A 25,788-nucleotide genomic window follows, 5' to 3' on the forward strand; every position below is an offset into this window, starting at 1 on the left:
AGCTATTTTTATGCTGATTGCGAAAGCAGGGTGGCCAACCCTGGCAGCGCGGCCACGGCGTTGGCGCGGGTGCGTGCCGCCCAATCTGCGGGGGCCAGGCCGCGCAGCGCCGCCACCTCAGCGCCAATGCGCGGCAGCTCGGCCGGACTGTTGCGCCTCTGGGGCTGGCCCGCCGCGCGCTCGGCGGCGGTGCGGTAGAGCCAGTGCGGCGGAATGTCGGGCGCGTCGGTTTCCATGGCAATGGCGTCCTCTGGCAGTGCCTGCGCCAGGCGGCGCAGCTGCAGGGCGCGCTCGTAGGTCACGGCACCGCCAAACCCGAGCTTGAAACCCAGGGCAATGAACGCCTGCGCCTGCTGCACACTGCCGTTGAAGGCATGGGCAATGCCACCACGCACCGGCACTTCGCGCAGGCCCTTGAGCAAGCGGTCGGCCGAGCGGCGCACATGCAGGATCACCGGCAGGCCACAGCGCTGCGCCAGCTGCAGTTGCGCGCGGTAAAAGCGCCACTGGCGCGCGGGGTCAAGGCCGGGCACGAAGCCGTCGAGCCCGATCTCGCCCACCGCAACCAAACGCGGGTCGGCCTGGTGCCGTGCCAGCGCAGCGGCCAGCGCCTCCAGGTCTTCGTCGGCGGCTTGCGGCGTGTAGAGCGGGTGGATACCCAGCGCGTAGCTGTCGCCATGGCGGTGCGCGAGCTGGCGCACGGCATCCCACTGGCTGCGCGCCACGGCCGGGATGACGCAGTGCGCCACGCCCGCCGCGCGCGCCTGGGCGCGCACGGCGTCCACGTCGGGGGCGAACTCGGGCGCGTCGAGGTGGCAGTGGGTGTCGATCCAGCCAGGCATGGGCGCGAGCCTACCCCAGCCGCCCTTCCACCAGCCGCAGCACGCGGTCGCAGCGCGCGGCCAGGGTTTCGTCGTGCGTCACCAGCACGAAGGCCGTACCCTGCTCGCGCGCCAGGCGCAGCATGAGCTGAAAGACGTTGTCGGCCGTGCTGCGGTCGAGGTTGCCGGTGGGCTCATCGGCCAGCACGCAGGCCGGTCGCGTGACCAGCGCGCGCGCGATGGCCACGCGCTGGCGCTCGCCGCCCGAGAGCTCGGCGGGGCGGTGCTGCACGCGCTCGGCCAAGCCCACGGCGGCCAGCATCTGCTGGGCTTCACGCAGACAGTCCTCGTAGGGCTGGCGCCGGATGCGCAGCGGCATGGCCACGTTGTCGATGGCGCTGAACTCGGGCAGCAGGTGGTGGAACTGGTAGATGAAGCCCAGGTGCGCATTGCGCAGCCGCCCCTGCTCGGCCGGCGCCAGCCCGTGCAGGTTGTGGCCCAGCAACTGCACGCTGCCGCTGCTGGGCGCGTCGAGTCCGCCGAGCAGGTGCAGCAGCGTGCTCTTGCCCGAGCCCGAGGCGCCGACGATGGCCAGCGTCTCGCCGCGGCGCACCTGCAAATCCACGCCCTGCAGCACGCGCACGTCGAGCCGTCCTTCGGTAAAGCGCTTGGCCAGGCCCTGGGCGTGCAGCACCACGCCAGAATTGATGCCATTTTGGCCCTGAGCGCTTGTTGGGCTTGCGCTAGCAGCTACGTTATTCATAGCGAAGGGCCTCCGCCGGGTTGACGCGGCTGGCGCGCCAGCTCGGATACAGGGTGGCGACGAAGGCCAACACCAGAGAAATGACGGCGATCGGCACGATGTCGCTGCTTTGCGGGTCGCTGGGCATCTTGCTGATGAGGTAGATGTCCTTGGGCAGGAAGCTGGCGTTCAGCGCACGCTCGATGGCCGGCACGATGACGTCGATGTTGAACGCAATGCCCAGCCCCAGCAGCAGCCCGGCCAGGGTGCCGATGACGCCCACCATGGCCCCCTGCACCACAAACACGCCCATGATGCTGCGCGGGCTCGCGCCCAGGGTGCGCAGGATGGCGATGTCAGCGCGCTTGTCGGTCACGGTCATCACCAGGGTGGAAACGAGGTTGAACGCCGCCACCGCCACGATGAGCGTGAGGATGATGAACATCATGCGTTTTTCCAGCTGCACGGCGGCATACCAGGTGCGGTTTTGCTGCGTCCAGTCGCGGATCAGGAGGTGGCCGGTCAGGGTGTCGGCCAGTTCGCGCGCCACCATCGGGGCGTCGTGCAGGTTCTGCAGCTTCAGGCGCACGCCCGTCGGGCCCTCCAGCCGGAACAGGCGCTCGGCATCCTCGTGGTGCAGCATCACCAGCGCGGCGTCGTATTCGTAGTGGCCGGAGTTGAAGGTGCCGGCCACCGTCATCTGCTTGAGGCGCGGCACCACGCCCGCGGGCGTGACCTGGCCGCCCGGGGCGATGAGGGTGACCAGGTCGCCCGCACGCACGCCCAGCTGGCGCGCCAGCTCGATGCCCAGCACCACGCGGAAGGCGCCCGGCTCCAGCTGGCGCAGCACGTCGGCGTTGGCGGCGGCCAGGTCGGTCACCTCGCCCTCGCGCGCCGGGTCGATGCCGCGCACCAGCGCGCCCTTCATGTCTTCGCCGCGCGCCAGCAGCGCCTGGGCCGCCACGAAGGGCGCTGCGCCCACCACCGCCGGGTTGCGCCGTGCTTCGGCCAGGGTCTGCGCCACATCGGGCAGCGCCGCTCCACCCGGGGCAAAAATTTCAATGTGCGAGACCACGCTGAGCATGCGGTCGCGCACCTCTTTCTGAAAGCCGTTCATCACCGACAGCACGATGATGAGCGCCGCCACCCCGAGCGCGATGCCCAGCATGGACACGCCCGAGATGAACGAGATAAAGCCGTTGCGCCGCGTGGCGCGGCCCGCACGGGTGTAGCGCCAGCCCAGGGCCAGCTCGTAGGGAATTTGCATGAAACCACCACTGGCTCAGGGCCATGAGTGAAGTGCAATCACTTGCAGGGTCAATTCGATATCAACAAAAAAATACCAGCAGCACGCTCAAAAACAAACAAAAGGCACTGCCAAAAAAACAGGTCAATCAAATAAAAACAATTTACACCTCGAAAATCAAAATAGAAGATGATTACCCAAAACAGGAATTACGCACGGATCCTTTGCTGGGGCGGCTTGAGCTGCGAATGATGGTTCAGCCATCACAAGGCACACAACCTTTAACACCCACCAATCAAGGGCGATTGACTGATGTTTCGCGGCTTAAGCCGACCCCACAAAATTGGCGCTCACGCAATTCCCGCCAAACAAATTAATCAACCTTCATCGCACCCACATTGAGCAGCATATACCTTGAAGCTCTTGGAGATCTTCTAAGATAAACAGCCATCAATTGATCAGCACCCATTATTGCAAATATTATCTTCCCCTCAGGCGTCACATCAACCAAATCAATATACCTAGAATAATAACCCCTCAGGCGAGGCGAGAGAGGCCGCGCATAATTATCTACACCAATTTCATAAAGACCGAAAGCTTGATCAGTCTCATACTGAAAAGACGAACGCGCGTAAAAAACATCCCCTACCGACAACACAGACTGCGTCTGATGGTCTTTAAAATACTCCACGTCCAGAAAATCACCAGTCGGAGTAACCTCTTTCAAGAAGCTACCCCCTGGAGACATATAGGCACTATATCTACCCACATAAATTAATATTTTTCCAGCACTATTAACAGCCATTCCACGATACAAGTATTCATTATTTGCCAGTCGAGCCCCAGTCAAATCAGGCCCCTTGGAGTATTGAAGCAACCTATCAGCTGCTGTAATTTCAAAAATTGCCATGGTGAGACAATCCAGCACCAAAATTCTTCCTGCCGGGCCATGATGAATACCCCAAGGGACAATGCCAAACATCTCGTCACCCTGCAAAAGGTTCTCCAGACCGTTGGCAGACAGCTTGTAAAGCTCTCCCCCCTTGGGCTCCAAATACCCCGCTGAAACGTACAAATCCCCATTTTCCCGCTCAAGCACACTCACTTTTTTGGGATACTGTTTAAACTGAATGGACTGCACACCAGAATACAACGGCACCTGCTGACCATCAGGATTGATACGCACCAATTCGCGCGTAGGAATTTGCAAAACAAACAAATCCCCCGAACGCCCCAACTTCACCAAGGTCTGCTCAAAAGTCAAGGCACTCAATGCGCCGGTAGCCTCTTCAATAATGCCATCACCAGCCCTGCGCGGATTCACAATCAAACCAAGAGAATCAGAAGTCACTGAACCATACGCATTGGATACAACGACTGAAAAAGTAGCCCCAGAATCCTCCAATTTCGCCGAGAACCTATAAAAATTATCCGTCGCCCCAGCTATTGCAACGCCGTTACGTATCCACTGAAATTTAAATGGGCCATTTTTATCATCCACATAAACATCAAACTGAGCCAAATTACCCTCTTCCGCCTCACCGCCACCACGCAGCCCCAAAATTTTCGGCAAAAGTTCTTTTTCAACACCAGATGTTGCACCACCCCCACCACATGCGGACAATACCCAAGCCACACCCGCCAATGAAAGAGTGCGTCGCCCCAGTGGGGCTTGCAGAATGCGAATTTCGTTTTGATCACTCATCTTTTTCTCCAAAAAAATATTTTTACTGAGGCCGTGAAATCAGCCCATTATTTTCTTGCCAAGACAAAAAATCCAGGGCCCGCGTAAACAGTAACTTTCACCAAAATTATCCCGCTTCACACGATACGATTGTGCCATCTTGGACAATACGCCCCCATGTCCGAAACCCGCCACCTCTTGATTGCCTACGCCGCCACCGACGCTGACGGCTGCACCCACGCCCTGCAAACCCTGCGCCTGCCCCACTTGGAGCGATTGCTAGCGCAGCTGGGCCGCAGTGCCCCCGAGCCCGGACAAGACAGCGACCCGACCCTGCCACACGAGCGCGCCCTGGCGCAGGCCCTGGGCCTGCCCAGCCCGGCCACGCCCTGGGCCGCCTGGGAGAGCCGCACCCTGGGCCAGCCCTGCGCCTGGATCACGCCCTGCCACTGGCAAGCCGGGGCCGACCAGGTGCTGATGCACCCGCCCGAACAACTGGGCCTGGATGACGCGCAAGAGCGGGCCCTGCTGGCCATCGTCGCCCCCTGGCTGGCGCAAGACGGCATCACGCTCACCTACCATGCGCCGCTGCGCTGGCTGGCCTGCGGCAGCGCACTGGCCGATCTGCACACCGCTTCGCTGGAGCGCGTACAAGGGCGCGACACCAGCCACTGGAAGCCCCAGGGCGCGCAAGCACGCTGGCTACAGCGCCTGCACACCGAGCTGCAAATGCTGCTCTACAACCACCCTTTCAACGACGAGCGCAGCGCCCGGGGCCAACTGCCTGTGAACGCCTTTTGGCTGCACGGCGCGGGCCAGCTCGACGCCCTGCCGCCACCGCGCAGCCCGGCGCCCCAGCTCGATGTGTCTTTGCGGGCCAGCGCCTTGGCGGGCGACTGGGCCGCCTGGGCACAGGCTTGGCAAGCACTCGATGCCGGCCCCGTTGCCACCTTGGCTGCGCAGGCCCAGGCCGGCCACAGCGTGCGTTTGAGCCTGTGCGGTGACAACGGCGCCCTGCACTGGCACAGCGGCGCACGCCCGTGGGCCCAACGCATTCAAAGCTTTTTTCGGCCCCAACGCTTACTGGACGTGCGCGAGCAGCTATGAAAATAATAGTCCGAGACGTACCCCCCCGGCCCACCTGGGCGCTGGAGCAGGCGGGCATCCACCCCTTGCTGGCACGCCTGTACGCTGCACGCGGCGTGCGCACGCCCAGCGAGCTAGATGACGCCCTGGCCCGCCTGCTGCCGCCCGCCACGCTGCGCGGCACACAAGAGGCGGCACGGCTGCTGGCCGACGCCATCGCCAGCGACCAGCGCATCGTCATCGTGGCCGACTACGACTGCGACGGCGCCACCGCCTGCGCCGTGGGCGTGCGCGGCCTGCGCCTGCTGGGCGCGCGCCATGTGGACTACCTGGTGCCGGACCGCGTGGTGGACGGCTACGGCCTGACCCCGCCGATCGCGCGCCGCGTGCACGCGCGCGGCGCCGACCTGCTCGTGACCGTGGACAACGGCATCGCCAGCGTGGAAGGTGTGCGCGAGGCCAAAGCGCTGGGCTTGGCGGTGCTGGTGACCGACCACCACCTGCCCGGCCCCGAGCTGCCTGCGGCCGACGCCATCGTCAACCCCAACCAGCCCGGCTGCACGTTCGAGAGCAAGGCCATGGCGGGCGTGGGCGTGATGTTCTACGTGCTGCTGGCACTGCGCGCCGAACTGCGCGCGCGCGGCGTCTTCGATGCCGCCAGCCAGCCAAGGCTGGAGCCGCTGCTGCCGCTGGTGGCGCTGGGCACCGTGGCCGACGTGGTGCGGCTGGACGCAAACAACCGCCGCCTGGTGGCCCAGGGCCTCAAGCGCGTGCGTGCAGGGGCCCTGCCCGCGGGCATGGCGGCGCTGTTCACCGCCGCCGGGCGCAAGGCCGAGCAGGCCACCACCTTCGACTTCGGCTTCGCGCTGGGGCCGCGCATCAATGCCGCCGGGCGCCTGGCCGACATGACACTGGGCATCGAATGCCTGCTCACCGACGACGCGGCGCACGCGCTGGAGCTGGCGCGCCAGCTGGACGCCATCAACCGCGAGCGCCGCGAGATCGAGGGTGGCATGCGCGAGCAGGCCATGCTGATGGCCGAGAACCTGTTCGACGAAAGCGAAGCCCCGCCGCCCGCCGTGAGCGTGTTCGATCCCGACTTCCACGAAGGCGTGGTGGGCATCGTGGCCAGCCGCATCAAGGACAAGCTGCACCGCCCGACCTTCGTCTTTGCCGCCAGCAGCGCGCCGGGCAAGGAACACGAGCTCAAGGGCTCGGGCCGCTCCATCGCAGGCTTTCACCTGCGCGACGCGCTCGACCTCGTGGCCAAACGCCACCCGGGCGTGGTGCTGAAATTCGGTGGCCATGCCATGGCGGCGGGCTGCACCGTGGCGGCGGCGCATTTCGAGACCTTCGAGCGCGCCTTCGCCCAGGTGGCGCAGGAATGGCTGGACGCCGCCACGCTGACACGCCGCCTGGAAACCGACGGCCCACTGGCGCCCGAATACCTGCGTGCCGACCTGGTGGACATGCTGGCACGCGAGGTCTGGGGCCAAGGCTTTGCCCCACCGACCTTCAGCGAGGAGCTGGAAGTGCTGAACCAGCGCCTGGTGGGCGAAGGCAAGAACCACCTCTCGCTCAAGCTGCTGCACCGCGGCGAGCCGGTGGATGGCATCTGGTTCGGCCACACCGAGCCGCTGCCGCGCCAGGCACTGCTGGCCTTCCGGCTCGACGTGAACGAGTGGCGCGGCGAGCGGCGCGTGCAGTTCGTGGTGGAGGGTGTGGAGGCCAACACCCCCTGAGTCGCCTTCCCCCCTCTCTCACGCTGCGCGTGGGAGGGGGCCGCAGCCAGCGTGGCGGGGCGACCCTTGCGCGGCGGCCCACGCTTCGGGCGCGCCAGTTTTAACGCTGTGTGCCGTAGCGCAGAAGGTGCGGCTCAGTGCTCTGGCGCGCTGTGCGCGGCGCTCAGGAGCCGGTCGGTGAGCGCAATCGCCAGCGCGCTCAGCAGGAAGGTGATGTGGATGATGGACTGCCACATCAGCACCTTGGTGTCGTAGTTGCCCGCGTTGATGAAGGTCTTGAGCAGGTGGATCGAGCTGATGCCGATGATCGCCGTGGCCAGCTTGACCTTGAGCACCGAAGCGTTGACATGGCTGAGCCACTCGGGCTGGTCGGGGTGCTCTTCCAGATTCATGCGGCTGACGAAGGTCTCGTAGCCGCCGACGATGACCATGATGAGCAGATTGGAGATCATGACCACGTCGATCAGCGCCAGCACGACGAGCATGATCACGGTCTCATTCAGGCTGGTAATGGGTGCATCGGCCTTGTAGCCAATGCTGGTCACCAGGGCCTGCAGGGCCTTCTCGCTGCCGAACACGGCCTCCAGCAGGTGCACCAGCTCCACCCAGAAGTGGAACACGTACACCGCCTGGGCGGCGATCAGCCCCAGGTAGAGGGGCAGTTGCAGCCAGCGGCTGGCAAAGATCAGCGAAGGCAGGGTGCTCAGGGCCGAGCCACGACGGATGTTTTTTTTCATGGATGTGTGCGGGAAAAAGCCGGGCGCGAATTTTAGAAGAGCGCCCGCAAGTGCGTCCGGCCGTTTGCGGCCCAGGGCCCCTGCAAAAACACAGAAAAAATAGCCTCTAGCCCTTTTCCATAAAGCGCTAAAAGCTATCGAAAAAAGAGCAAAAAAAAGCCGCAGCCCCTTGCGGGGACTGCGGCGCGACGGGAAGCCGTCAGAAGCTTTCCCATTCGTCCTCAGCCGTGGCGCTGGGGCGCGGCGGCGCTGCCTTGGCGGGTGCAGCAGGCAGCTGCGGCGCAGCCGCCTTGGGTTGCGGGGGCTTGCTTGAGGCCACCTGGCTGGGCGCTGCTGGCACCTTCTTGGCGGTGGTCACTGCGGCAGCCGGGGCACGCTGCACCGCAGGCGCACGCATGGGGGCTCGCGCAGGGGAACGTACGGGGGCACGCGCCGGCGCAGCAGCGCGCACGGCAGCGCCCGCCCCGACGTTGAAGACAGCCACCACTTCCGCCAGACGCAGGGCCTGGTCGTGCATGGACGCTGCCGCGGCGCTGGACTCCTCGACCAGCGCGGCGTTCTGCTGCGTCATCTGGTCCAGGTTGGTCACTGCCTGGTTCACCTGGCCAATGCCGTCGCGCTGCTCGCTGGTCGATGCCGTGATCTCGGCAATGAGGTCGCTCATGCGGCGCACGCCTTGGACAATTTCTTCCATGCTCTGGCCGGCCTGGCTGACCTGCTGCGAGCCGGACTCGACGCTCTCCACGCTGGCCGTGATCAGGCCCTTGATCTCCTTGGCCGCGTCGGCACTGCGCTGGGCCAGCGCACGCACCTCGCCGGCCACCACGGCAAAGCCCCGGCCCTGCTCACCGGCGCGCGCGGCTTCCACGGCGGCGTTCAGCGCCAGGATGTTGGTCTGGAAGGCGATGGAGTCGATCACGCCGATGATGTCGGCGATCTTGCGGCTCGAATCGGTGATGTGTTGCATGCTGGAGACCACCTGGCCCACCACCTCGCCGCCGCGCTGCGCCGCCTGCGCGGCCTGGCCCGCGAGCAGATTGGCCTGGCGTGCGGTTTCGGCCGACTGCGTCACCGTGGCGGTGAGCTCTTCCATGCTGGCGGCCGTTTCCTCCAGGTTGGCGGCGGTCTGCTCGGTGCGGGCCGACAGATCGTGGTTGCCGGTGGCGATCTGGCTTGACGCCGCCGACACCGACTCCACGCCGGAGCGCACCTCGCCCACCACAGCGCGCAAGCGCGCGGCCATGGCCGAGAGCGAGCGCAGCAGGTGGCCCAGCTCATCCTTGCGGTCATCGTGGATGTCTGCGGTCAGGTCGCCTCCAGCGATCTGGTCAGCCAGGCCAACGGCGCGCTCCAGCGGTACCGTGACGCTGCGCACCGTGAGCCAGGCCAGCACGAGGCCCATGGCCAGGATCAGCATCGACACGCCCATGCCGGTCCATTGCGCCACGGTGCGCACCTGAAGGCCCTGCGCTTTGGCTTCGTCGCGCTCCCGCTGCTGGAGTTCCACGAAAGCTTCCTGCGCCGCGACGTACGTGGCAATGGCAGGGTTCAGGCGCTCCCGCACCAGGCGCTGCGCGCCGGCGAGGTCGCCATCAGCACGTAGCTTTTGCCCCTCGGCGACGAGCTTGAGCACCGCCGCACGCTCGGTGGCAATGCGCTCCAGCCCCTGCTTGCTTGCGCCCGAGACCGTGAGCTCCGTTACCTGTTTCTGAATCTCCGAAACGGCCGCGATGCCGGCTTTGACCTGGCCCAGCAGAGCTTCGGACAGGCTGTCGTCGGTGGTAACGAGGCTGCTGACCAGCCTGTTGGAGGTCAACTCCGTGCCGCCCTTCCAGCGCAGCGCCAAGGTGATGCGGTCTTCGTTGAACTGCACGACGCGGGAGGTCTCGTCATCGACGGAGGCCACATACGACTGCATCCCGTACACCAGTCCCATCATCACGGCCATCAAGCCGATGACGATGGCCCACAGCTTGCGGCCCACGGAAATATGGTTGAAATTCATGTTGTTACCCAAGGGATTCTGAAGGGCCGCTGCACAGCGGACAGGCGGCATGGCGACGGTGAAGTGCAGCACGCCGGATAATTTTCCGGGCGAGGACTTTACTTTTTCTTACATTCCTTGGTAGAACACTCAACAACGACGCGGCGCAACGGCCCAGGTGGCACGCATCCGTCCCCATGCCGCCTGCGGCCGGGGCGGCGCGCCCCACGAAAAAAGGCAGCCCGTGCTGCCTTTTTCGTTGAATGCGCCATGGCGCCTCAGGCCGCGGCCAGCCGGGCCACCGGCCGGGCGCCCGCCAGGGCGGCCCGGGACGCCACGGGCGCGGAGGCCGCCGCCCCCACGTTGAACACGGCCACCGCTTCGGCCAGGCGCCCGGCCTGCTCGCGCATGGCTGCGGCGGCCGCGCTGGACTGCTCCACCAGCGCCGCGTTCTGCTGCGTCATCTGGTCGAGCTGCGTCACGGCCTGGCTGACCTGGGCGATGCCGTCGCGCTGCTCGCCACTGGAAGCGGTGATCTCGCCGATCAGGTCGCTCACGCGGCGCACGCTGGCCACGATGTCCTGCATGCTCTGCCCGGCCTGGGCCACCTGCGCCGATCCGTTCTCCACGCTCTGCACCGACTGGCCAATGAGCTGCTTGATCTCCTTGGCCGCCTCGGCGCTGCGTTGCGCCAGACTGCGCACCTCGCCCGCCACCACGGCGAAGCCCCGGCCCTGCTCGCCAGCGCGTGCTGCTTCCACGGCGGCGTTCAGCGCCAGGATGTTGGTCTGGAACGCGATGCCGTCGATCACGCCGATGATGTCGCCGATCCTGCGCGAGCTTTCGGTGATGTGCTGCATGCTGCTCACCACCTGCTCCACCACCACGCCGCCGCGCTCGGCCGCCTGGGCAGCATGGGACGCAAGCTGGTTGGCCTGGCGCGCGGTGTCGGCGGATTGCGTCACCGTGGCCGTGAGCTCTTCCATGCTGGCGGCCGTTTCCTCCAGGTTGGCCGCCGTTTGCTCAGTGCGCGCCGACAGGTCCTGGTTGCCCAAGGCGATCTCCCCAGACGCCGCTGATACCGACTCCACACCCGCGCGCACGTTGCCCACCACGCCGCGCAGGCGCGCCGCCATGGCCGAGAGCGCACGCAGCATGTGGCCGAATTCGTCCTTGCGCTCACTGCGCAGGTCCTGCGTGAGATCGCCCGCGGCAATCGCGTCGATCAACTGGCCGGCCTGCTGCAACGGCGTGGTGATCGAGCGCACCAGCCGCCAGGCCATGAAGAGGAACAGCGCCATCAGCAAGGCCGCGACGACCAGCCCCTCGGCCATGTACCGCATGCGGCGCTCGCCAGCCGTGGCGACGACCGTCTCGCGGCTTTTCTCCAGTGTGGCGACGAAGGCATCCTGCGCCTGCAGGAAGCGCGCCACCTGCGGCGCCAGTTGCTCGTCGGCGAAGCGCTGGGTTTCCACCACATCCCCCTCGCCCTTGAGGTCCCATGTCTTGGCCGTGGCCGCCTGCACGGCGCGGTGCTGGACCAGGACCTGGTCGAGCACGGCCTTTTCCCCGGGCGCGCTGGTGCGTGCCACGATGGCCTCCTGAATCTTGCCGATGGCCGTGTTCAGTTCCTTGACCTTGGCGTCGTACTGCTGCGCCAGCACCGCGTCGGAAGTGACCGCGGCCCCCATCAGCATGCTGACCGTGGTTTCCGAATCGCCGCGCCAGCGCACGGACTGGGTGATGCGCGATTCGATATCCATGACATCGTGCATGGCCTGCGCCATGGAACTGTTGGCGCGGTACTGCTGGAATCCAGCCACCACGAGCATCGCCAGCATGAGCAGCAGGAACATGCCCCATAGCTTGCGGAACACCGGAATATTGTCTAACTGCATGGCATTGCGTCTGAGTGAATCACTGGGTCGTTGGCCCAGCGCGAAAGATACATTCAATTACCCACAATCCAGCGGGTGAAGGACTGCGATTAAAGGAATTCACCTACGCTGCACCCTCTAGGACAAACCCGTAGAATGGATCGGTGACCTTTCCCCTGAACGCCGACCTTCACTGCCACTCCGTGGTTTCTGACGGCACGCTCACGCCCGAAGCACTGGCTGCGCGGGCCCATGCCAGCGGCGTGGATCTCTGGGCGCTGACCGACCACGACGAGATCGGCGGCCAGCACCGTGCAGCCCAGGCGGCACGCAGCCTGGGCCTGGCCTATCTGACGGGGGTCGAGATTTCCGTGACGTTCATCGGAACCACCGTCCACATCGTTGGCCTGGGTTTCGATGCCGACGATGCGCAGCTCGCCCAGGGCCTGCGCGCCACACGCGGCGGGCGGGGCGAGCGCGCGCAGGAGATCTCCGAGCAGCTCGCCGCTGCGGGCATTGCTGGCGCCTACGAGGGTGCGCTGCGCTACGTGGGCAACCCGGAACTGATCTCGCGCACACATTTCGCACGCTACCTTGTGGAAATCGGGGTATGCCATGACACGCCGGAAGTGTTTCGCCGCTTCCTCACCGAAGGCCGGCCCGGCTACGTGCCACACCGCTGGGCGGCGCTGGGCGATGCCGTGCGCTGGATCCGCGAAGCCGGCGGCTTGGCCGTGATCGCCCACCCGGCACGCTACGGCTTCAGTCCGAATGAGGAATACGCGCTGTTCACCGAGTTCAAGCACCACGGCGGCCAAGGCGTGGAGGTGGTCACAGGCAGCCACACTAGCGCCGAGTACCTGACGTACGCAGCCATGGCCAAGGAGTTTGGCCTGGCCGCGTCGCGCGGTAGCGACTTCCACAGCCCGCAGGAGTCGCGCACAGACCTTGGTGCGCTCCCGCCGCTGCCGTCCAGCCTGCAGCCCGTGTGGGAGCTGCTGGCCAGCCGCATACAACCCGCCCCAGGTTTACCCGCCTAATCCCATGGCCCAGTACTTCGAAGTCCACCCCGAAAACCCGCAGCCACGCCTGCTCAAGCAGGCGGCGGCACTGCTGGGCCAGGGCGGCGTGCTGGCAGTGCCCACAGATTCCAGCTACGCCCTGGTGTGCCAGCTCGATGACAAGGCCGCAGTGGATCGGCTGCGGCGCATCCGCCAAGTGGATGAGAAACACCACCTCACTTTGCTGTGCCGTGACTTGTCGGAGCTGGCGAGTTACGCCATCGTGGACAACCGCCAGTACCGCCTGCTGAAGTTGGCCACGCCGGGGGCCTATACCTTCATCCTCGACGCGACGAAAGAGGTGCCGCGGCGCGTCAGCCATCCGCAGCGCAAGACCATCGGGTTGCGCGTGCCGACGCACAAAAGCCTGCAAATGCTGCTGGAGCTGGTCGGCGCTCCCCTGCTGGCCACCACGCTGATACCCGCCGGGGAGACGGAGCCTCTGAACGACCCGCAGGACATCCGCGAACGCTACGAAAAACAGCTCGATGGCATCGTGGATGCCGGCGCCTGCGCACAAGCGCCAACCACGGTGCTGGATCTCGTTCCCATGGCCTCGGGCGACGAGCCTGTGGTGGTGCGCGAAGGCCGGGGCAGCCTGCAGGCCCTGGGCCTGTGACCCGCGTGGGCAGCGGGCCCGCCCGCTGCGTCTGACACAATTGCGCCGTGGACATCAACAATCTCATCCAGACCGTTCTCATCTACGCACTGCCGGTGCTGTTTTCCATCACCGTGCATGAAGCGGCCCATGGCTATGCGGCACGCCACTTCGGCGACAACACCGCCTACATGCTGGGGCGCTGCACGCTCAACCCACTCAAACACATTGACCCGGTAGGCACCATCCTGATGCCGCTGCTGCTGTACTTTGCAACGTCGGGCGCGTTTCTGTTCGGCTACGCCAAGCCAGTTCCAGTGCAGTTCGGGCGACTGCGCAACCCTAAGCGTGACATGGTGTGGGTGGCCTTGGCGGGCCCGGCCTCGAACTTCGTGCAAGCCATTTTCTGGGCCATCTTGTGGGTACTCCTGCCAGGCCTGGGTGTGGAAGAGCCCTTCTTCATCGAGATGGCGCAGGCCGGCGTGCTCGTCAACCTGGTGATGTGGGCGTTCAACCTGTTCCCGCTGCCACCGCTGGACGGTGGCCGCATCCTCGTTGGCCTGCTGCCCTGGAAACAGGCCCATTTCGTGGCACGCATCGAGCCCTGGGGGTTCTTCATCGTCATGGGCCTGGTCATCGCGGGAGTCGTGGGCGCCCTGTGGCTGCGTCCGCTGATGAGCCTGGGCTACGGCGTCATCCATCTCTTGATCACGCCCTTGGCCGCACTGTTGCGCTAGGGCCTTTGCTTTTTTTCACATGAGTACCACGCGCTTTCTCACTGGCATCACGCCCTCCGGCGCCCCCCACCTGGGCAATTACGCAGGGATGATGCGCCCGGCCATCGAGGCCACACGCACACCGGCCGTCGAGAACTTCTACTTTCTGGCCGATTACCACGCGCTCATCAAATGCCAAGACCCGGCGCGGGTGCATCGTTCGACCCTGGAAATCGCGGCAAGCTGGCTTGCGGCAGGGCTTGACCCCGAGCGCGTCACGTTCTACCGGCAGTCCGATATTCCCGAGATTCCGGAACTGCATTGGCTGCTTTCCTGCGTCACCGGCAAGGGCCTGCTCAACCGCGCACACGCCTACAAGGCCGCACAGGACAAGAACCAGGAAGTCGGCCGCGAGCAAGACGAAGGGGTGAGCGCCGGACTGTTCATGTACCCCGTGCTCATGGGTGCCGACATTTTGCTGTTCAACGCCCACAAGGTGCCGGTGGGACGCGACCAGATACAGCACATCGAAATGGCGCGCGACATGGCCGCAAGCTTTAATCACCTCTACGGCGATCACTTCGTGCTGCCCGAGGCGGCGGTAGACGACCAGGTGGCCACCCTGCCCGGGCTTGACGGCCGCAAGATGAGCAAGAGCTACGACAACACGATCGCCCTGTTCACGCCGCGCGAACAATTGCGCAAGTTGATTGGTGGCATCCTGACCGACTCGCGTAAGCCTGGCGAACCCAAAGAGACCGAGGGCTCGGCGCTGTTCCAGATCTACCAGGCGTTTGCCAGCGAGGACGAAACCGCCGCGCTGCGCCGTGCCTATGCCGATGGCATTGCCTGGGGCGACGCCAAGCAGATGCTGTTTGATCGCATCGACCGTGAAATTGCACCGCTGCGCGAGCGCTACGACGATTTGCTGGCCCACCCGGAGCATGTTGAGCACATTCTGCAGGCAGGCGCACAGCGGGCGCGCAAGATCGCCACCCCGTTCATGCAAGAACTGCGTGCCGCCGTGGGCTTGCGCAGCCTGGCCCAGAGCGCAGGCAGCGGCAAGCCCGCCGCCAAGGCCACCAAGGCTGCGGTTCCCAGCTTCAAGCAGTACCGCGAGGCCGATGGCAAGTTCTATTTCAAGCTCGTGGCGGCCGATGGTCACTTGCTGCTGCAAAGCAAGGGGTTCGACGTCCCGAAAGACGCGGGCCAGGCGATTGCGCGCCTGCAGCAGCAAGGGCTCGACGCGTGCCTGGATCTACTCGAGCCACTGGCGCAGGAGGCCCATGCGGCGGCTGCTGCAGCGTTGCAAGCGCTGGCGACAGCCTGATCAAACATCAACATTTGTCAAACCACCTTGAGCTGCAAATGGGCCTGCGCATAGGATGCTCCCCAAGAAAGGAGCGAATCTATGCGCATTGCTGCATTGGATGACGATGCGCTGCAACTGGAACTGATCCAGCGCGCCACCGCCGCCATGGGCCACATGTGCCACACCTACCAAAATGGCACCACGTTGCTCAAGGCGTTGCGCCGCGAGACCTTCGACCTGCTGATTGTTGACTGGGAGCTGCCCGACATCCCGGGCCCGGAGATCGTCCGCTGGGTGCGTGAAAACCTGGGGGCCGAGCTACCGATCCTGTTCGTCACGCACCGGCGCGAGGAGCGCGACATTGTCGAAGGTCTGGGCAGTGGCGCGGACGATTTCATGGTCAAGCCCGTGCGCGTCGGTGAACTCACCGCGCGTGTGACGGCACTGCTGCGCCGGGCCTACCCAGCCGCCACGCAGAGCGTGCTGGAGTTCGGGCGTTACCGGTTCTTTCCCGATGCACGCGCACTCGAGGTTGATGGACAGCGCGTGGAGCTGAAGAACCGGGAGTACGACCTGGCACTTTTCCTGTTCCAGAACATGGGGCGACTGTTGTCGCGCGACCATCTGCGCGAAATCATCTGGGGGCAGAACTCCGACGTGATGTCCCGCTCCCTGGACACGCATATTTCCCGGCTGCGTACACTGCTGGATCTGCGTCCGGCGAACGGCTACATCGTTTCCGCCATCTATGGTGTGGGTTACCGCTTTGAAGCCGTGGCTCCCCTGCCGACCAGCTCCGTACCGAACTAACTCCCCTTCCCTATGCCTTGTCCCTCGCTGCCCGTCCTCGCTCCGTTCCACGCCGCCATGCGCTTGGCACTCTGCGGAACGCTGGCCTGCGCAGCGGCAGCACAAGCGGCTCCCCCTTCGGGCAGGCAAAACATTGCCCATACCGTGGTTCTCGGCGACACCCTGGAGCGCCTGGCCTTGCACTATTTGGGAGACGCCCGGCGCTGGCATCTCCTGCAGGCCAGCAACCGCGTCGCTGATCCTCGGCGTCTGCAGCCTGGCTCGGTGCTGCGCATTCCAACGCGGCTGCTGCCCACAAGCAGTGCTACGGTGGCGTTCGTGCACGGCTCCGTCGCGCGTAAAACACCGTCCGGCGGTGGCCTGGTGCAGCCTGGGCAGGAATTGGAAGAAGGCACGGTGCTTGAGTCCGGCCAGGACTCTTTCGTTGCTGTGCGTCTGGCCGATGGTTCCATCGTGCGCGTACAGGCCCATTCCGAGGTGCAGTTACAACAACTGCGACGCCGAGGCAGGGCGGGCAGCCTTCAGTCGGTGCTCGAAATGCACCGCGGCAGCGTCGAGACTTCGGTTCCGAACCAGGATACGACGCCACGCCATCTTGAGATACGTACGCCCTCCGCATCGACCAGCGTACGTGGCACCCGCTTTGATGTACGCCTGACACCGGAGGGCGCTACCACCACGGCCGTGCTGGAGGGATCCGTGGCCGTGCAAGCGCGCGATACTGACAAAGGTTCTGCAGCTGCGTTGCTCAAGCCCGGCCAAGGCGTCGCAGTGAGTGCGCGCGGCGAGGTTGGCCGGCCTCGCGCGCTACTGCCCGAGCCCGACCTTTCCGGAGTGCCTGAGGCCCTGCATGATGCCGCCTTGCTGAATCTACCCCTGCCTGCCCTGGGCGCAGCCACGATGTGGCAGGTGGAGATCGCACAAGATCCACGGTTCACCCAGGTACTGCGCCAAGGCAGCTTCAGTGCCCCCTTGGCCACCTGGCCGGTATTGGACGACGGCCTGTACCAACTGCGTGTGCGTGGTGTGGATGCAGATGGCATTCCAGGCTACGCCGCACAGCGCCCACTGCGCATCAAGACGCGACCGATTCCTCCGCTGGCGCAGTCTCCCGCGCCAGGCGCCACCCTCGCGCAAGACCAGGTTGAATTGCGTTGCACGGAGGTACCCGGCGTACGCTGGTACCACTTGCAGGTTTCGCGGGACGAAGGATTCCGCGATGTACAGGCCTCTGCAGAACGCCAAAACGAGTGCCATCTGCCCTTGGCCGGACTTGCCCCAGGCCGCTACTACTGGCGTACGGCCAGCGTGCAGCAACTCGCTGGCGGCTCGATCGACCACGGCCCATTTTCGCCAGCCCAACCCTTCGCCGTCGAAACGCGCCCAACCGCAGTGAGCCCCCTGGAAGAGCAAGCAGCGGGAGGCGGCCTGGCACTGCACTGGTCTGCACTGCCGGGACAAACATTCCGGCTTCTGCTGACACGTGACGCGGAAGGCACACAAAGCGTGGCCGATGAAATCCTTGAGCGCCCAGTTTGGCTAGCCCAAGGGCTGCCTCCCGGCACCTACTACGTGCACATCCAGGTCAAGTCTGCGTCCGGCCTGCAGAGTGAATTCTCGCCACCGCGAAAAATCACCCTGAACCATGCGGTGCTCGACGGCTCCGGCCTGCCGGTACGCACCCTGTCGGGCACGGCCATTCAAAGCCCCTGAGGCGGCACGCCACCATGCAGGCGCATCCTGCCAGCCGCCCGCTGCTTCGTCTCGAATGGGGCGCACTCGCGGCAGTACTGTTCGGGTTCGTATTGTGGTTCAGCGGCCCAGAGCATATGCCGCGTATCAACCATTTAGTTCAAGACACGGTTTCCTGGCTTTATCCACGCCGCGCCAGCCCCGACATCGTCATCGTGACCATCGATGCGCCCAGCCTTCAGGCCATTGGACGCTGGCCATGGCGCCGCGCGTTGCATGCCGAGCTGATCCAGCGGATTTCGGCGCACACGCCACGCGCCATTGGCATGGACATCCTGTTGGGCGAAGAAGACCTCGACTACCCCGAAGATGACATGGTGCTGGCCCAGGCCATGCGCAACAGCGGGCGTGTCGTGCTCCCGGTCATCCGACGTGGCGCTACGCCGGGTGGACGTCCGGGCGCCGAACGCCCCTTTACGCCGTTCGCACAGGCTGCGGCAGAACTCGGCCATGTGCATGTACACATGGATAGCGATGGCGTCATGCGCAGCTTTTACCGGCAAGAGGGCCCGGCATCTGCCCCATGGCCCCACCTGAGCCTGGCGATGACCTGCGTGGCCGGTGCAGTCCAGCCAACATGCCAAAGCAACACCTCCCTGCCCCGCCGCGGCGCCTGGGTGCGGAAGGATCCGCAAATCATCGCTTTCGCCCATGGCGCGGCCCCGTTCACCAGCTACTCCTACATCGACGTCTTGCGTGGGCAGGTGCCTGCCGCCGCCTTTCGTGACAAGTACGTGCTCGTAGGCGCAACCGCACCTGGGCTGGGAGACCTTCTGCCAGCGCCCGTCGGGCTTCAGGTTCACCACATGCCCAATGTGGAACTTGTGGCCCACATTCTCAACAACGCGCTGACCGATGTACGCATTCAGCCTGCCTCGGGCCTGGTCAACAGCATCTTCAACCTGGTTCCCGTAGGGCTGGCCCTTTGGGCCCTCGCAGCGCTGGGGCCTTCGGCCGCGCTCATGGGCTGTATCGGACTGGCCATCGCCATGCTGGTATTCGCCGGGCTCTCTCCCTGGATATGGCAGATCATGCTTTCACCAGCAGCAGGGCTTGCCGGGATCGCCATGGCATACCCTTTGTGGAGCTGGCGCCGCTTGAGTGCTGCAACCCGCTTCCTCGAGCTGGAAATGAAAACCCTGCGGCGTGAAGGCCTGCCGATATCCCTTGCGGAAGATGACCTGCATCGCGGCGACTTCCTGGAGCGGCGGATCAGGGCGGTGGAACAGGCCTCCGAGCATTTGCGCAACCTGCACCATTTTGTGAGCACGAGCCTGCAGCAATTGCCATCTCCCACCTTTGTGTGCGATGCCCAGGGAAGCGTGCTTCTGGCCAACGCCGCTGCGGCACTCCATCTTGGGATCAAGGTTCAAGACATCCACGGCGCTCTTTTGCCGACACTGTTGCAAAAGTTAGTGGCCGACGACAGCGGACAGCCTCTGCTCCAAGAGTCGCAATTCCAGACTGGCACGCTCCCCCCGCAATCCGAAGGGCGCGACGCCGATGGCCGCAGCATGCTACTTTTGGCAAAGCCGTTCGCGGCCCCCCCTGCGCAAGGATGGCTCATCACGCTAGTTGATTTGACGGATATGCGCCAGGCGCAAAAGCAACGCGACCAGGCCATGCACTTCATATCGCACGACATCCGCGCCCCCATCGGGTCCATCCTGACATTGCTGGAAATGCAGCGCGAATACCCCGACCAGATGCCCGCCTCGGAACTGATGGCACGCATCGAGCGCTACGCCCAGGCTTCCCTGGCCCTTGCGGAAAACTTTGTGCATCTGGCGAGCGCCAAGTACCACGCATACCAGTTCGCGCCGGTAGACCTCGCGGCGCTGCTGGAAGAAGCGGTGGACGACGCCTGGGCGGCACTGCGCGAACACAAGCTCTCCATGGATGTCGTGATGGAGGAAGACTGCGCCTACTGCATGGGGGATCGCGCGTTGCTGAGCCGCGCTATCACGAACATTCTGGGTAACGCCATCAAGTTCAGCCCCGAAGGCGGCAAACTGAGCTGCGCACTCTCCCTGCGCGCTGAGAGCTGGGTCCTTGCCGTGCGCGACCAAGGCCCTGGAATCAGCGCCAAGGATCAGCAGCGCCTGTTCCTGCCTTTCGAACGCATGCACAGCCACAGCCACCCATCGGTTGCCGGAGCAGGTCTGGGCCTTGCCTTCGTACATACGGTCGTTTTACGCCACGGGGGCAGCATCGAGGTAGAAAGCCAAGAGGGACACGGCGCGGAATTCAGGCTGGTACTGCCGCGCACCAAAGTAGCGCCCCCCGAAGACCTTACCGATGCTGCAGGCTAGCGGCCGTACATTTGAGCAGGCTGCCCAATAAATCTGTTACAACCCAGGGCAAGCCCCGGCCTCCCACCTCCCGTGCACCAGCACTTTTCCCTCACCACAGCAAACCCATGAGCGAGTACCAACCGCAGGTGGCCTACGGCACCGAAGACCTTTTGATCAGCCTATGCAATTCGGTCACCCACGTGCTCGGTGTGGCCACGCATAGCCAGATTCACTACTCCGCCATGGTTCAGCGCATCACCAAGACGTGCCTGCGACCTGACATCGGCTGTTTCGTGCTCTTCGACGGGGGGTTTTCCGGATTGGTGATCATCAATTTCACGGCGCACGCGGCCATGGAGTTGTACGAACGCTACCTGCTGAACATGGGAATGTCACGCGAGGATCTGGCCACGTCCTACACCTCGGATGAGGTTGCCAACGTCATGGGCGAACTGATGAACCAGGTGGCAGGCGACTTCACCAGCAAGGTGCGCCGCGAACTCCAAACGCACATCACGCAAAACCAGCCCAAGATGCTCGTGCTCAACCGGCAGGTCATGCTCAGCGTGGACGCTAACTTGGATAAGCCGGAAGCACGCCGCGTCACGTTCTACACCAGCAACAATAATATTTTTTACTTGGAACTGGCCATCGACCGCACGGAGTTTGTGAAGCTCTATGACTTCGAGCCCCAAGAACGTCCAGATCCTGATGCGCTGATGGCACAGAACCATGAGGCCGCACCCAGCACGCCAGAAACCACGGGCAACAGTGAGACGGAAGAGCTTTTGCGCTCCCTTGGGATGTAGTGCGCGGACACATCGTAGAATGTGCGCCCGGTAATAGCTTGAACCAGCGCTCCTGGGGATAGTTGCAGCGAGCCTCAGAGTAGTCGATTGCTCTGGTCTTGAAAAAAGTTGCAGGAAGCGTGGCAGAGTGGTCGATTGCACCGGTCTTGAAAACCGGCAACGGGCAACCGTTCGTGAGTTCGAATCTCACCGCTTCCGCCAGATATCAATCTAATTCTTTGAATTTCAAAGATTTTTAGTAAAGTTATCCAACCGTTATACGGCTGGTTATACGGTTGCTTTCAGTCAGTTTTGGCTCAGAAAGTGGCAACCTGACCAGTCTGAAGAAGTTCTAGGGCCCCTGGCTCTGGAACTTTTTTCATTGGTGGCTTCCCTTTTTGCATCAAACGTCACCAGCACAGCGCCACAAAATACCCCGGCAGTGGCGCTCAGTGGAAGCACAAAGCGCCGCGTTTCTCTAGCCTCGCGAGGGCTTGTCATCGACCAGAGAAACCGCCATGCCCCTGCACCCTTTCACCTCCACCCCTGTCCGCCCAGCAGGCCAGCGCACGCCGTTGGTTTTGTCTGCAGTCTTGGCGCTGACCTTAACGGCCTGCGGGGGCAGTGGCGACCCCGAGGCCACGGCAGAGGCGGCGCTGGATTTCGTCCCCGGCGAAGTCGTCACCCTGGGCCTGGTTGCGCCCGACGGCAGCGTGCAGGAAAGCCATTACCTCATGCACGGGGTGGACCAGGATGGTCGATTGCTCACGCAAGATGCGCCCGCGCAGCACGGCACGCTGAAAATGGCCGCCAGCGCCGACAACCAGCGGCCCATGATTGCCCTGCCCCTGGAAAACAGCCAGCAAACCAACACTCCCCGGCTGGCGGCGCTACGCGCCTTTTACCAGCAGCTCTGGCATGGCATAGCCCAGCGCCGAGCCCCCGGCACCGACATTGCCGCTGAAATCGGCGATTTGGAAGCCGACATTGCTGTGCTGTACGACGACTACCGGCGCTCGGGCTTTACCAGCGTCAACGATTACGTGGTGTTTTACGAGCAGGTGGGCGAAAACCCGTTTTTCGACGCACAGGAAACGGTGGAAGAAGAACTACTGGAATTTTTCTACGCCACCGGATCCCGCCAAAGCCAATTGCTGCAAACGCTGGCAGAGCTGCAATGGGACTGGCCGGGATTTTTGAAGCTGATGGCACAGCGCGGGCACACATTTGCCAGCTTGCTGCGTCAGTACCGCTCCTTTAATTCTTTTTTGGGCACGAATATGCCCAACTTCATCAAGCGCTATGTGAACTTCCAGGCTCCGCCCCGCTCAGGCACGCTTGCCGCCTCAACCACCGCAACAGCGCAGACAGGAGAAAGCAATGAGGATGAATTATTCTTCCCCACAAAAACATCTTTGAGCGTGAATGTTAATTCCAACAAACAAAAATCGATCGATATTTTAGCAGCCCATGACAAGGACGTAAAAAACTATTACAGCGCCCGCATCGGATATATCAAGGATGTATGCCCAACACGAATGTACATCAAAGGGCGCCTGGGACGCGCTCGGGCAGAGCTTGCATGGAAAATGAAATACATGTCCATTGGACACAATAAAACAAGGGCTTATGGACGCTATGCCGCAGATTTTGGCATGGAGTTTTTCGGCGCGGCAGAAACAATGGGAGAAAACCACAATCTATTCATGGACTGGCTCATCAATGGATTCAATTATGGGGTTGGAAGCAAGCTACTCATCAAAAGCCTGAACGTGAACATGGAAGTGATGGACTTCAAGAACATTGGCACAAAAGAAAGCCCGCGCCCAGGCTTCAAGGTCAAGGTAAAAATCAAGCCTAACAAAATTTTCAACTCACCCTGGGTCAATGATTGCGATGTGAACATCGTGTATTGAGCATTTTGCGGAGATTGAGAACATGAAACCTACCCTCCACATCAGCGCCACCCTGTGCCTGGCCGGTGCCTTGACCGCCTGCGGCGGCGGTGGTGAAGAAGCCAGTGTGCAGCCCTTCGAGCCAGGCGAGATCGTCACCTTTTCTGCCACCTTGGAAGACGGCAGCGTGCAGGAAAGCCATTACCTGATGCACGGCGTGACTGCTGACGGTGATTTGCTAACCGGACAGAACGAGCAGAGCAGCAGCCTGAAAATATCCACCGGCCCGGGCAAAAGATCGCCCTTGGCTGGCGTGCTCGTAGCCCTGCCGCTGGAATCGGGCTACAGCTCCATCGAGAGCGCGCGCCGGCTTGATGCGCTGCGCGACTTTTACATGCAACTGTGGCGCAGCATTGCCGAGCGCCGCAACGATGACTCGGACATTGCCGCTGAAATTGGCCATTTTGAGACCGACATTGCCGCACTGTACGAAGATTACCGGAAATCCGGCTTTGACAGCGTCAAAGACTACGTGGCGTTTTACGAGCAGGTGGGAGAAAACCCGTTTTTTGACGCGCAGGAAACGGTGGAAGAAGAACTGCTGAAATTTTTCTATGCCACCGGCTGGAGCCAACGCTATTTTCTAGAAACGCTGCGGCGGCTGCAATGGGACTGGCCACGCTTTTTGCAACTGATGGCGCAGCGCGGACATGGCTTTGCCGATTTGCTGGCGCACTACCATGCCTGGGACACCGACGGTGGCATGGCGTTGTCGAATTTTATCGAGAGCTATGTCGCAATTCAAAGCGTGATCAAGCAGATGATCATTGACGACTCACCCCCCAGGCCAGAAAATGGCGAAGAAAAACCCAAGGACAACCCGTTTTTTCTCACAAAAAAATCATTGGACGTGAACGTCAATTCACCCAAGCAAGGGGTTGTCCATATTCTTTCTATGCAGGATAGAGACGTCAAAAACTATCGAAAAATTACGGAATGGAGAGTCGCATACAAATGCCCTATCGAGATATACATCAAGGGGCGTAGAGGGCGTGCGCAGGCGGTTATCAAATGGCGTTTGAAATATTCCTTTCTGGATCACAAGACCTTGCCGGGCACCTACATCGAAGACCTTGGCATGGAATATTTCAAGGCAGCGCCAGAAAAGATTGATTTTGATCGCGATTGGGGTGTACCGGAGGGTTTGAACCTCGGCGTGGCAAGCAAATGGTTGATCAAGAGTCTTCGCGTCAACATGGAAGTCAAAAATTTAAGAAATATTCGCACAGATAAATATCCCCATCCAGGGTTTTCGGTGCGCGTCAAGATCACGCCCGGCATTGTTTTCAATTCGCCCTGGGTGTCGGATTGCCAGGTGTATTGATGCGCAGTAAAGGGAGAAAATCTCAAAATCACCACCGAGGCCATGGCGCGCGATCTGGATTTGCTGCGCACGGTGCTGGGCGACGAGCGGCTCAACGACCTGGGCTACTCCTACGGCAGCTGGCTGGGGGCCTAGTATGCCGGCCTGTTCCCCGAGAAAGTCGGGCGCATGGTGCTCGACGGCGTGCTCGACTTTGGTGCCAGCCTGGAGCAGATGCTGTACGTGCAGCCGCCCGCCAGCGTTTGTTTGACGAGGTGCTGGCCCCTTACGCCATGCAGATTACTTTCGCCTTGGCCGCAGCGTGGAAGAGGTGCGCGCCGCCGTGCAGGCCCTTGGCCCGGACGTGCAGTCCGTGCTGGGCGACAACCTGAGCGACCTAGCCTACCGGCGGCGTGATGCCAACGGCTATCTGGAGCGCATCACCGTCGCCCAGGGGCTGGAGGCCATACGCCAGCAGGTGCCTGGCCTGGACGACGCCGACGCCGTCAAGGCTGCCATCAACCGCCATGTGTTCGACCCGGTGATTGCCGAGCGCAATGTTTCTTTGCGCAAAGTAGCCTGGGAGCAGTTTTACGCCAGCCACATCGAAATATGGCTGCGGCCCCAGAAACGCATCGAACTGCACAGTGCGCTGGCCACCGGCACGGCCATCCGCTGCAACGGCACGCCCTCCATCACCGACCTGGCGCAATGGACTGCCGCAGTGCGCAGCGTGGCGCAGCAGGCGCCCTTGCACTTTGGCGGGCTGCTGGACAACCACGCCTGTGCCTTCTGGCAGCGCCCCCAGGTGCAAAAGCCTGATGTGCAGGCGCTTGGCGGCCTGGATGTGCTGCTGGTGCAGGCGCAGTACGACGCAGCCCCCCCCGCCGAAGGGGCGAACGCCTTTTTTACCCGCCTGCCCGCCGCCCGCCGAGTGCAGGTGCCGGGCGACTACCAACACGGCGTTTACCCCTACCGCGACCGCTGTGTCGATCCGCTGGTAACGCGCTATTTGCTGGGCGAGCCGCCCATCCAGCGCGACACTGCCTGCCCGGCGCATACGCTGGAGATGGACGCACGCCCCCCTTGGGCCTTGGCGCAGCGCCAATCCACCCAATCCGTCCAAAGTGGGCCAGCCAACCCCGCCCCGTCGGCGTACCGCAACCCGCAACAGGCCGAGATGCTGATCGACGCCTTCAAGCGCGGGCTGCAACCGCGCACGCGACAGGGTTTCGAAGCGAGCCGCCTCAAAGGTTGAGGCGGCCAACCGGCCGTGGCAC

General features: G+C 63.2%; 21 protein-coding genes and 1 tRNA gene. 15 read left to right on the forward strand and 7 right to left on the reverse strand.

All coding sequences use genetic code 11. The annotated features are described in order from the left end of the window. Window positions 1–8: 8 nt before the first annotated feature. Genes BN2503_RS01390 through BN2503_RS01400 form a run of 3 tightly spaced genes read right to left on the reverse strand, consistent with a single transcriptional unit; the run spans window position 9 to window position 2,830 of the window. Window positions 9–842, reverse strand: coding sequence for a TatD family hydrolase (locus BN2503_RS01390; RefSeq protein WP_054254849.1), 834 nt, complete (start codon window positions 840–842; stop codon window positions 9–11). A gap of 10 nt (window positions 843–852) precedes the next feature. Beyond that, complete coding sequence (gene lolD / locus BN2503_RS01395) at window positions 853–1,584, reverse strand: lipoprotein-releasing ABC transporter ATP-binding protein LolD (protein WP_082366460.1); 732 nt, start codon at window positions 1,582–1,584, stop codon at window positions 853–855. Continuing rightward, on the reverse strand, window positions 1,577–2,830 hold the full coding sequence (locus BN2503_RS01400) for a lipoprotein-releasing ABC transporter permease subunit (RefSeq protein WP_054254850.1): 1,254 nt from the start codon (window positions 2,828–2,830) through the stop codon (window positions 1,577–1,579). The genes lolD and BN2503_RS01400 overlap by 8 nt, the downstream gene beginning before the upstream one ends. A gap of 23 nt (window positions 2,831–2,853) precedes the next feature. Here BN2503_RS01400 and BN2503_RS19880 point away from each other — a divergent pair, with 23 nt between their 5' ends. Beyond that, a complete protein-coding gene (locus tag BN2503_RS19880; RefSeq protein WP_139235327.1) occupies window positions 2,854–3,186 on the forward strand; it encodes a hypothetical protein in 333 nt (110 codons plus the stop codon). Here the strand turns inward: BN2503_RS19880 and BN2503_RS19885 are convergent. Next, entirely contained in the window at window positions 3,183–4,514 is a 1,332-nt protein-coding gene (locus BN2503_RS19885; protein WP_139235328.1) for an immunoglobulin domain-containing protein, read from the reverse strand. The genes BN2503_RS19880 and BN2503_RS19885 overlap by 4 nt on opposite strands. Before the next feature lie 156 nt (window positions 4,515–4,670). On the opposite strand from BN2503_RS19885, the gene BN2503_RS01405 reads away from it, so the two are divergent. Next, complete coding sequence (locus BN2503_RS01405; protein ID WP_054254851.1) at window positions 4,671–5,600, forward strand: hypothetical protein; 930 nt, start codon at window positions 4,671–4,673, stop codon at window positions 5,598–5,600. Beyond that, window positions 5,597–7,321: a single-stranded-DNA-specific exonuclease RecJ gene (recJ, locus tag BN2503_RS01410; protein WP_054254852.1), complete on the forward strand. Its 1,725-nt coding sequence runs from the start codon at window positions 5,597–5,599 to the stop codon at window positions 7,319–7,321. The genes BN2503_RS01405 and recJ overlap by 4 nt, the downstream gene beginning before the upstream one ends. A 134-nt stretch (window positions 7,322–7,455) precedes the next feature. On the opposite strand, the gene BN2503_RS01415 is transcribed toward recJ, so the two are convergent. The 3 genes from BN2503_RS01415 to BN2503_RS01425 form a co-directional block, all read right to left on the reverse strand. Next, window positions 7,456–8,058, reverse strand: coding sequence for a TIGR00645 family protein (locus BN2503_RS01415; RefSeq protein ID WP_054254853.1), 603 nt, complete (start codon window positions 8,056–8,058; stop codon window positions 7,456–7,458). A gap of 199 nt (window positions 8,059–8,257) precedes the next feature. Then, a complete protein-coding gene (locus BN2503_RS01420; protein ID WP_054254854.1) occupies window positions 8,258–10,063 on the reverse strand; it encodes a methyl-accepting chemotaxis protein in 1,806 nt (601 codons plus the stop codon). 257 nt (window positions 10,064–10,320) lie between these two features. Beyond that, complete coding sequence (locus tag BN2503_RS01425; protein WP_082366461.1) at window positions 10,321–11,940, reverse strand: methyl-accepting chemotaxis protein; 1,620 nt, start codon at window positions 11,938–11,940, stop codon at window positions 10,321–10,323. Between the two features lie 143 nt (window positions 11,941–12,083). Between BN2503_RS01425 and BN2503_RS01430 the strand changes: the two genes are divergently transcribed. From BN2503_RS01430 to BN2503_RS01485, 12 genes are all read left to right on the forward strand, one after another. After that, complete coding sequence (locus tag BN2503_RS01430; RefSeq protein WP_054254855.1) at window positions 12,084–12,959, forward strand: 3',5'-nucleoside bisphosphate phosphatase; 876 nt, start codon at window positions 12,084–12,086, stop codon at window positions 12,957–12,959. Between the two features lie 4 nt (window positions 12,960–12,963). Further along, a complete protein-coding gene (locus tag BN2503_RS01435; protein ID WP_054254856.1) occupies window positions 12,964–13,599 on the forward strand; it encodes an L-threonylcarbamoyladenylate synthase in 636 nt (211 codons plus the stop codon). Between the two features lie 47 nt (window positions 13,600–13,646). Then, window positions 13,647–14,315: a site-2 protease family protein gene (locus BN2503_RS01440; protein ID WP_054254857.1), complete on the forward strand. Its 669-nt coding sequence runs from the start codon at window positions 13,647–13,649 to the stop codon at window positions 14,313–14,315. 19 nt (window positions 14,316–14,334) lie between these two features. Next, the gene (locus BN2503_RS01445) at window positions 14,335–15,624 is read left to right on the forward strand and encodes a tryptophan--tRNA ligase (protein WP_054254858.1); all 1,290 of its coding nucleotides are present in this window, start codon (window positions 14,335–14,337) and stop codon (window positions 15,622–15,624) included. Window positions 15,625–15,705: 81 nt separating this feature from the next. Further along, window positions 15,706–16,416, forward strand: coding sequence for a response regulator transcription factor (locus tag BN2503_RS01450; protein WP_054254859.1), 711 nt, complete (start codon window positions 15,706–15,708; stop codon window positions 16,414–16,416). Window positions 16,417–16,428: 12 nt separating this feature from the next. Then, entirely contained in the window at window positions 16,429–18,129 is a 1,701-nt protein-coding gene (locus tag BN2503_RS01455; RefSeq protein ID WP_054254860.1) for a FecR family protein, read from the forward strand. Between the two features lie 14 nt (window positions 18,130–18,143). Beyond that, complete coding sequence (locus BN2503_RS01460) at window positions 18,144–20,480, forward strand: CHASE2 domain-containing protein (RefSeq protein WP_054254861.1); 2,337 nt, start codon at window positions 18,144–18,146, stop codon at window positions 20,478–20,480. Window positions 20,481–20,587: 107 nt separating this feature from the next. Beyond that, the gene (locus tag BN2503_RS01465; RefSeq protein ID WP_054254862.1) at window positions 20,588–21,271 is read left to right on the forward strand and encodes a DUF3334 family protein; all 684 of its coding nucleotides are present in this window, start codon (window positions 20,588–20,590) and stop codon (window positions 21,269–21,271) included. A gap of 113 nt (window positions 21,272–21,384) precedes the next feature. After that, window positions 21,385–21,472, forward strand: a tRNA-Ser gene (locus BN2503_RS01470). Between the two features lie 296 nt (window positions 21,473–21,768). Further along, window positions 21,769–23,166 carry a hypothetical protein gene (locus BN2503_RS01475; protein ID WP_139235329.1) on the forward strand — a complete coding sequence of 466 codons (1,398 nt, stop codon included), beginning with the start codon at window positions 21,769–21,771 and terminating at the stop codon, window positions 23,164–23,166. A gap of 22 nt (window positions 23,167–23,188) precedes the next feature. Continuing rightward, complete coding sequence (locus BN2503_RS01480) at window positions 23,189–24,529, forward strand: hypothetical protein (protein ID WP_054254864.1); 1,341 nt, start codon at window positions 23,189–23,191, stop codon at window positions 24,527–24,529. A 301-nt stretch (window positions 24,530–24,830) separates the two neighbouring features. Beyond that, window positions 24,831–25,766, forward strand: a complete 936-nt coding sequence (locus BN2503_RS01485) for an alpha/beta hydrolase (protein WP_054254865.1) — start codon at window positions 24,831–24,833, stop codon at window positions 25,764–25,766. The last annotated feature ends 22 nt before the right edge of the window (window positions 25,767–25,788 follow it).

Origin of the sequence: Paenacidovorax caeni (genome assembly GCF_001298675.1) — a bacterium.
GTDB lineage: Bacteria > Pseudomonadota > Gammaproteobacteria > Burkholderiales > Burkholderiaceae_C > Paenacidovorax > Paenacidovorax caeni.